At 54.1% G+C, this 8312-nt stretch carries 8 protein-coding genes; 4 read left to right on the top strand and 4 right to left on the bottom strand.

Translation table 11 applies throughout. The annotated features are described in order from the left end of the window. The 4 genes from RBR60_RS13210 to RBR60_RS13195 all read left to right on the top strand — a co-directional run. Window positions 1-1663, top strand: a 1663-nt coding sequence (locus RBR60_RS13210; protein WP_320357546.1) for an efflux RND transporter permease subunit, incomplete at its 5' end; no start/stop codon positions are given. A gap of 171 nt (window positions 1664-1834) precedes the next feature. Continuing rightward, the gene (gene rsgA / locus RBR60_RS13205) at window positions 1835-2989 is read left to right on the top strand and encodes a ribosome small subunit-dependent GTPase A (RefSeq protein WP_320357544.1); all 1155 of its coding nucleotides are present in this window, start codon (window positions 1835-1837) and stop codon (window positions 2987-2989) included. A 65-nt stretch (window positions 2990-3054) separates the two neighbouring features. Next, window positions 3055-3624 carry a LemA family protein gene (locus RBR60_RS13200; RefSeq protein ID WP_320357542.1) on the top strand — a complete coding sequence of 190 codons (570 nt, stop codon included), beginning with the start codon at window positions 3055-3057 and terminating at the stop codon, window positions 3622-3624. Next, the gene (locus RBR60_RS13195; protein ID WP_320357540.1) at window positions 3621-5552 is read left to right on the top strand and encodes a DUF2207 domain-containing protein; all 1932 of its coding nucleotides are present in this window, start codon (window positions 3621-3623) and stop codon (window positions 5550-5552) included. Before RBR60_RS13200 ends, RBR60_RS13195 begins: the two co-directional genes overlap by 4 nt. A 49-nt stretch (window positions 5553-5601) precedes the next feature. On the opposite strand, the gene queF is transcribed toward RBR60_RS13195, so the two are convergent. The 4 genes from queF to RBR60_RS13175 form a co-directional block, all read right to left on the bottom strand. Further along, window positions 5602-6426, bottom strand: coding sequence for an NADPH-dependent 7-cyano-7-deazaguanine reductase QueF (gene queF, locus RBR60_RS13190; protein ID WP_320357538.1), 825 nt, complete (start codon window positions 6424-6426; stop codon window positions 5602-5604). Further along, a complete protein-coding gene (gene queC / locus RBR60_RS13185) occupies window positions 6416-7105 on the bottom strand; it encodes a 7-cyano-7-deazaguanine synthase QueC (protein WP_320357536.1) in 690 nt (229 codons plus the stop codon). Before queC ends, queF begins: the two co-directional genes overlap by 11 nt. 107 nt (window positions 7106-7212) lie before the next feature. Further along, on the bottom strand, window positions 7213-7830 hold the full coding sequence (locus RBR60_RS13180) for a 7-carboxy-7-deazaguanine synthase QueE (RefSeq protein ID WP_320357534.1): 618 nt from the start codon (window positions 7828-7830) through the stop codon (window positions 7213-7215). Beyond that, entirely contained in the window at window positions 7814-8230 is a 417-nt protein-coding gene (locus RBR60_RS13175; protein WP_320357532.1) for a 6-carboxytetrahydropterin synthase, read from the bottom strand. The genes RBR60_RS13180 and RBR60_RS13175 overlap by 17 nt, the downstream gene beginning before the upstream one ends. Window positions 8231-8312 lie beyond the last annotated feature (82 nt).

The raw sequence follows: 8312 nt of genomic DNA, 5'->3' as shown, positions 1-8312 counted from the left end.
TGGCATTGCCCTGCGCACCCTTGCCGGGGTTTTTTATCCCATTGTGACAGCGGTGCTTGCCATTCTTGTGGTTTTTGGCGTTGAGGGCTGGATGGGGGTGACCATGGACCCTTCCATGGTGCTGGTGCCGGTGTATATGGGGGTGGCTGTATCCATTGGTTATGCCATCCATCTTTTCCGCTTTTTTTACCGGGAACTATACCGCACGGGAGACCGCAAAGGGGCCGTGCGTCATGCTGTTGCGGAAACGGGATGGCCCATGGCCTTTACGGCCCTCACCACCATTGGTGCGCTCATGGCATTTTTACTGGTGGATGTGAAGCCCATCCGCTGGACGGGCATGACCGCCGCAGGCCTTGTGGCCATGGTCTGGCTGATGGTGGGAACGCTGCTGCCCGTGCTTCTTTCCTTCGGCCCCGGGGTAAAGCAGGTCTCCGGTAAAAAGAGGGAAGAGGCCGCAGGCCGGGTGGAAAACATGCTGGCCGCTGCCAGCTTTTCCGTGATGGGTCATCCTAAAAAGATTCTGTTCGCTTTTGCCATCCTCACCCTCATTCTTTCGGCGGGGATTTTTCGCCTTGAGGTGAGTTTTGACATCCGCAAGACCTTTGGCCTGAAAATTCCCTATGTGGCCCGCATTGATCAGGTGGGCCATTCCCAGGTGGGCTCCCTTTATTCCTGGGATCTGCTGCTCACCTTTGATACGGAAGGCATGATCAGGGAACCCCATGTGCTGCGAAGGCTGGAAACCCTCATTCAGGAGATGGAGTCCCTTCCCCTGACCAAGAAAACCACCTCCATTCTTCCCATCATCAAGGATCTGAATCAGGTGGTGCATGATGGAGATCCGGCTTTTTATGCCCTGCCGGAAACCCGTGAAATGACAGCCCAGCTTCTGCTTCTTTATGAAAATGGCGGCGGCGAGGAAGCCCGCAGATGGACGGATTACGAGGACAGGCGGCTGCGGGTGATGGTGGAAATGGGCGATTACAACTCCAGAGGAGCCAGAGAGGAGCTGGAGTATGTGAAACACCGGGCTAAAAGTCTTTTTCCGGAAGCCCATGTGGGCCTTGCGGGTTCCGTTGCCCGTTTTACGGTGATGCAGAATCTGGTTTCCAAAGGTCAGCTGATGAGCTTTGGCATGGCCCTCTGCATTGTTTCCCTGCTCATGGGTCTTGTGTTCGGTTCCCTGCGCATGGGGCTGATCTCCATGATTCCCAACATCGCGCCCGCCCTGGCAGTGGGTGGGGTCATGGGCTGGTGCGGGATTCCTCTGGATATGATGACCATTACCATCATGCCCATGCTGCTGGGGCTTTCTGTGGATGATACCATCCACTTTATCAGTCATGCCCGGCTGGCCTTTGAGCGCTGCGGCTCGTACGCGGAAAGCATGCGTCGTACCTTCATGACCATAGGGCTGTCCCTTGTGATGACTTCCCTTGTGATTATAGCCAATTTCTCCGTCTATCTCACATCCGTTGCAAAGGTGTACGTGAATCTGGGGCTTCTCACTGCCCTTGGCATTACCGCAGCCCTCCTTGCCGATGGTCTGGTGACCCCTGTGCTGCTGAAGGCTACCCGCGCCTTTGGCAGGGAAGGGAAGGATTTTGCCGGGTCAGGCGAAAAAGAAAGGGAAGAAAAGGAATTGTCCTGTGCCGCCTGATAGAACGGTTGATTAAAATGCCATGAATCTGAAAAAGCCCCCTTTGGGGGCTTTGCTTTTTTCTGAAAAAACGGCATGGTGCATCTATAAAAATGGCGTCTGAATGTCCTGGTCTTTGGACTTAGGATCTGAAGGGGGAGTGACCTGAAAAGATCCTGGGGCGGGAAGGGCATGGGGTTACCGGTGAAAAATCCTGAGCAGAATTTTGGGGAGAAGGAATTGACAACAGGTCAGGAAATGAGCGGTAAGAATCTTGATGGACTGAAGGCCCTGGGCTGGGAAGCATTTTGGGACCGCGTGATGCCGTGTGAAGCGGAAAGCCGTCTTGCCCGTGTTGTGGCTGTGGATCGTGGGGATATGCTTCTTCTTGTGGATGTCACGGGAATCTTCAGGGCGAAACTGGCGGGCAGCTATCGCCACCGCCATCTTTTTTCCCATGAAATGCCCTGTGTGGGAGACTGGGTCTGTGTGGAGAAATCCTCTTCCCATGGCACTTCTGTGGTGCATACGCTTCTGGAACGAAAAACCTTTCTGAGGAGAAAGGCTGCGGGGAACGCCATCGAATATCAGATGATCGCAGCCAACGTGGACTGTGTGATGATCGTCCAGTCCTGCCACCTGGATTTCAATCTGAAACGGCTGGAGCGGTATCTGGTGATGGTGATGGACGGCGGGGCACAACCCTGCATCCTGCTCACGAAAACCGATCTTGTACCCCCGGAAGTGGTTTCGGATCAGGTGGAAGCCATCCATGCTGCGGGCATCCGTGCGCCGGTTCAAACCTTAAGCAACGTGACAAAAGAAGGCGTGGCAGCACTGCGTGAGCGGCTTCTGCCCGGAAAAACCTATTGTTTTGTGGGCTCTTCCGGTGTCGGCAAAAGTACGCTGATCAACGGCCTGATTGGCCGGGAGATGCAGGAAACCCAGGCTGTCAGCGGCACAGGCGAAGGAAAGCACACCACGGTCCGACGTGAGCTGATCCGCCTTGAGGGCGGCGCGCTGGTGATCGATAATCCGGGAATGCGGGAGTTTGGTATTCTGGCTTCGGAAGCTGGCATTGAGAATGGATTTTCCGATATCACAGACCTTGCTTCCCTTTGCCGGTATCGGGATTGTACCCATACGGACGAGCCGGACTGCGCAGTTCTCAGTGCTCTGCACAGGGGAGAGATTCGCCCGGATCATTTTGACAACTATTTAAAGGTCAAGGCCGAGTCCGGATTCTATCAGCTCTCCTATGCGGAAAAACGAAAAAAAGACCGGGATTTTGGCAGGTTCATCAAGTCTGTTAAAAATAAGGAAAAGAGCTTGAAAAACGGGCGGTGACTCTGGTTGTGCTTGCCCATGAACTGACAACCCAAAACCTTTTTTCAACCCATGGGGACGAATCCATGACAACAACCATGATTATCGCAGTTTCTGGCCTGTTCTTTCTGTTTCTTCTTTTTTTTGTGCTTATTTACAACGGGTTCATCCGGCTCAGAAACCAGTGTGAGGAAGCCTTTGCCACCATGGATGTCTACCTCAAGAAACGCTGGGATCTTGTTCCCAATCTTGTCACCCTGGTAAAGGGGTACGCTTCCCATGAAAAGGAAACCTTCAATCAGGTGATTGAGGCCAGGAACAGGGCCATGGGCTCTGCTTCCATAGGGGAGCTTCAGAAAAACGAGAATGCCCTTGGCCAGGGGCTGAAAAATCTCCTTGCCCTGAGCGAGGCCTATCCGGATCTTAAAGCGAACGAGGGATTCACCAACCTGCAGAACCAGTTGCAGAGCATTGAAACGGACATTCTTCAGGCCCGCAAATACTACAATTCCGTGGTCAAGGCCTTTAACACCAAGCGGGAGCTTTTTCCCCAGTCGCTCATTGCTTCTATGATGAAATTAAATAAAAAGGAATATTTCCAGATTGATGGTTCCGAGCGGAGCAATGTTGAGGTCAGCTTTGGGGGGGCAAAATGAGAATGAGAATCACCTGCCTTGTGTTCGCATTTTTTGCGGCTCTTATCTTTTCTTCCAGCGCCATGGAAGCCTTTGACATTGAGAATTACCACATCGATATGGAAGTGATGGAAAACAATGTCTATCACATCACCGAAATCATTGAGCTTGATTTCAGGGAGGAGCGACGGGGGATCATCCGGGAGCTGCCCCTTTTTTTTGATCAGCAGCGGGTCCGTATCCATTCCATCTCCGTTTTGTCTCACCCATACAAGATCATGAAAGAAAAGAGAAAAATTAATATCCGTATCGGTGATCCGGATATTTTTCTTCATGGTAAACAGCGCTATGAGATCCGCTATGTCTATGATGTGGGAGCGGATACTCTTAAGGACATGGATGAATTCAACCACAACCTCATCGGTGTGGAGTGGGCAACTACAATTGCCTCGGCAAGCTTTGACATCCGGCTTCCCAAACCTTTTAATGCCGAAAATGTGAATGTGACCTCAGGGCCCTATGGCTCTACGGATAATACGGGTGTCACCTGGACCGTTGAGGGCACCAACATTCGGGGCAGTATCACAAGACCCCTTGGCATGCATGAAGGGCTTACGGTGGCTCTGCCCCTTCCCGAGGGCTACTGGGTCGGAGCCAAAAGGCACGGACCTCCCATGAAGGAGATCCTTCTGGGGTATCCCCTCTATGCCCTGATGTTTTTTCTCTGCCTTCTTTTATGGTTTATGAAGGGCAGGGACAATCCCATCATACCCGTGGTGGAATTCTGGCCGCCCGACAAAATGAACCCGGCGGAGATCGGCTATATCGTGGATGGCAGTGCGGATACGGAAGACATCACAGCCCTGGTCATCCACTGGGCACAGCAGGGCTGCCTTACCATTGAGGAACTTCCCGGAGCAAAGGGCAAAAAGGATGGTGGACTGGTTCTCACGAAAATAAAGGATCTGGATAGTGAGGCAAAATCCTATGAAAAGAAAATGTTCCGGGAGATGTTCAAGCTAGGAAAAGATGGGCGGGTGACAACGGAAGATCTGAACCTGAAATTTTACGGCACCATCGCAGAAACTCAGCATGATGTGATGTATTCCTTTGCCAGTGATCCGGAAAAAGCACTCTATGATACCGAGAGCCAGACCGTGAAACTGGGGGGGCTCCATTTTTCATCAGGCTTTGTTGTGGGAATTTTTGCCTTTATCCCCCTCTTTCTTATCACAACGGAGCTTGCCAAAGCCTTTGAACCTGAAAGCACGGACTGGGGTGTCGCCATCATGCGGTTCATGCTGGCGTTTTTTGCCGTGGTTTTTGTTATGGGGCCCATGGTCGCACTGGCAAAATTCTTAAGCATAAAAGGGGGCGTGAAGAAAAAAGTCGTCCTCATCGCCACCCTGTATTTTGTTATTGTCTCGGCGGTCGGCATTGGTTTTGCCACGGTGTATTTCACCGACATCCCGATTATCCAATACCTTGCGGCCCTCGGGGCAACGGTTGGCAGCAGTTTCTTCATCGCACTCATGTCGAAAAGAACGGCCTATGGCGACAAAATTCTGGGAAGGGTGCTGGGATTCAGGGAGTTCATTGAAAAGGCTGAAAAGGACAAGCTTGAAAGGATGTTTGAATCCGATCCCCAGTACTTCTTCCATATTCTGCCCTATGCCATTGTGCTGGGTCTCAGCACCCGGTGGTCCTCCCATTTCGAGGGTATGGCCCTTGCCCCGCCTTCCTGGTACGGCGGAGACCGTCAGGATCGCTTCGATACGCGGGCTTTTGAAAGACGCCTGAATAACGACATGGCATCCCTCACCCGCAGCATGAACGCAGCACCTGCTTCATCCTCTTCTTCCGGCGGCAGTTCCGGAAGCAGCGGCAGCTCTTCTTCCGGTGGTTTCTCCGGAGGCGGTTCCGGTGGGGGAGGCGGCAGGAGTTGGTAGGTGTGGACTCCTAGCCCCACAGTCCACCCGGACTGTGGGGAACAGCCCTTTATTGTCGGAAATCCCTTGCATGGCTGGGCTCACAGGCCCTGATACTCCGGAAGGGATTGATGTCAATGCCGCCCCTGCGGGTGAAACGGGCGTATACCCTGAGATCTTCCGGCTGACAGGCCTTCAGGATGGTGCAGAACAGGGTTTCCACGCAGGATTCATGAAAGCCCGTATGTTCCCTGAGGCTGATAATGTAGCCCAGCAGGCTCTGAGGAGAGATGGCCTTTCCCGTATAGGTGACGGAGAGGGTGGCCCAGTCCGGTTGTCCTGTGACCGGGCAGTTGGTGCGCAGAAGTCGTGAGAAAAAGGTCTCAGAAACCCGCTTTTCCCCGGAAATGATGCGCGGCATGGCTTCTGCCCGGACATCCAGGTCCAGGGTGTCGATGCACAGACCGCCTGGGGTTTCAGGCATCAGCCTGGGAAAGTCTTCGGGCATCCAGAGGAAAAGATGGATGTCTGCACCCACCACTCCGGATATATCGCGCTTGACCGTTTCCCTGAAGAGGGCTTCGGAGTCAAGCTGCGTCATGTTGAAGCTGTTGAGGTAGAGCTTCAGGGATTTGGATTCCACAATAAAGGGGCTGTCCGCGGGAACATGAAGTTCCAGTACCCCGATCTGTGGTTTTCCCTTTGGATCCAGCCAGGAAACTTCCCAGCAGTTCCAGATGTCCTTTCCGGAAAAGGGGAGGGGAGCCTTTGCATCCAGGCCCAGGTTGTCCCGGCCGAGACTGCGGGGGACGGCGCAGAGCTGGGATGGATCGTAGTGCGGGCTGAACCCCACGGTGCGCCCAAGCGGCAGATGGGAAAGGTTTTTATCGGGCATGGGTTTCCCTTTCGTCTTCGTAAAGGGTGGGATCCATGCCTTCCTTTCTGCGAAGGGCATAGGCCCGTTCGATGCAGGCGCTGCATCGGCCGCAGTGCAGCACCTTGCCCTTGTAACAGGTCCAGGTCTGGGTGAAATCCGTATCGAGAGAGCGGCCAAGATCCGCAATCTGCCGTTTGTTGAGGTCTGCATAGGGAAAAAGGACGTTGACCTTGCCGTCCGTACCCAGGCGCACGGTTTCGGCAAAGGCTGTGTTAAATTCCTTGCGGCAGTCCGGATAGAGGGCGTGATCTCCGCTGTGGGAAGCAAGCAGCACCTGAGAAGCACCGATGGATTCGGCATAACCCACGGCAATGCTCATAAGAATGGGATTGCGGAAGGGAACTGCGGTCTGGCTCATGCCTTCGGAGGTGTAGGGGCCGTCGGGAATGGGCGGGCCTGTGCGCAGAAGTGCGGAAGAAAAGAGTTCCGGCATAAAGGTAAGGGAGACAATGCGATGGGAAACCCCCAGGCGGCGACAGGTGCTTGCAGCCATGGGCAGTTCCTTATGATTGTGACGGGAGCCGTAGTCAAAACTTAAAGCCGCCGGTGTCTTTCCCCTGGCGATCAGGTCATAGAGCAAAACCGTGGAATCCATCCCACCGGAAAGGACAAGGACACTATCTGCGAAAGCGGACATAAAAACTCCTTATTATGAAAATGCGTACGCGGTATGCCAGGGTCGCAGCACAGGATAAGAAAAGGCGCATGGGAGGGAAAGCGCATACGGCCCCGTTGTTTTTAAATTCAGATGCCCTTTTTGCGGTCATGGACAAGAATATGCAAGCGGGGGCAGAAGTGATATCCATGGCGGACACAGATATCCCAGAGTTCCGGCATACGTCGGATCTGGGTATCCCGGTTTGCGCCTAAGGCCATGAGCCAGATTCTTTCCGGAGCAAGACCGGAATCGGCAAGGGCTCTGAGCACAGTTTCCGCGTCGTCTCCCAGCAGGGGCTTGATGGCAAAGGCCTGATGAAGAACCTCCCTTGCGGGCCATTGTCCGGGTTTGGGGGAAAGCACCACCTTGCCCCGCACATCCTCAGGGATTCCCGCCCTGCCGCTGCTTTCATACTGCACTTCCATGCCTGCGGCAAGGAGCCTGGATTCCAGATTCCTGAGGCCCTGGTGCCATTGCATAAAGGGTTCTCCCCCGGTAATCACGGCCAGGGACGCTCCGCAGGTGGCCATGCGGTGAAAAATTGCCTCCACCGCCATGGGCTCTCCGCCCTCCAGGGCTTCGGGAGTGTCGCAGAAGGCGCAGTAGGGCTTCAGGCAGCCGGAAAGTCGCAGAAAAACGGCGGGTGTTCCGGAAAAGGGCCCCTCGCCCTGGATGGAATGAAAAATCTCATGGACACGGAGCATGGTTTGCCTCCCACGTGGCCCAGGCATTTTCCGTTTCATAGAGACAGATCCGGAGCAGGTGGAAGTGGGAGCCTTCCAGGTGGGGTTTTAATCGGAAAAAGATGGTCTTTGCCATGTTTTCCGCCGTGGGAAGCTGGGCCCTGTAGTCGGGCAGCTCATTCAGGCAGGCGTGGTCATACTCGGAAAGCACGTGACGGTGGACGATCTCTTTCAGTTCGGAAAAATTCATGATCCAGCCATGGATGTCCGGCACACCGGCAAGGGTGACCTCCAGTCTGTAGCTGTGACCATGGATGCGGGCGCAGGGGCCAAAGATGGTCTGGTTTTCTTCCGTTGTCAGGTGGGGCAGGCACAGGCGATGGGCCGCTTCAAAGCGGAAGGAACGGGTGATGGAAAGCATGGGGCACCTCTTTTGTAAAAGGGAGGGAGAATTTTTATAGCGGGCTGCCACTCGTCCGCTAAAACCGGGATCTTATATATGA

Source organism: Desulfobotulus sp. (assembly GCF_034006065.1).
Lineage (GTDB): Bacteria > Desulfobacterota > Desulfobacteria > Desulfobacterales > ASO4-4 > Desulfobotulus.
The sequence above is the reverse complement of the archived record's forward strand: the minus strand, read 5'-3'. Positions and strand labels throughout refer to the sequence as shown.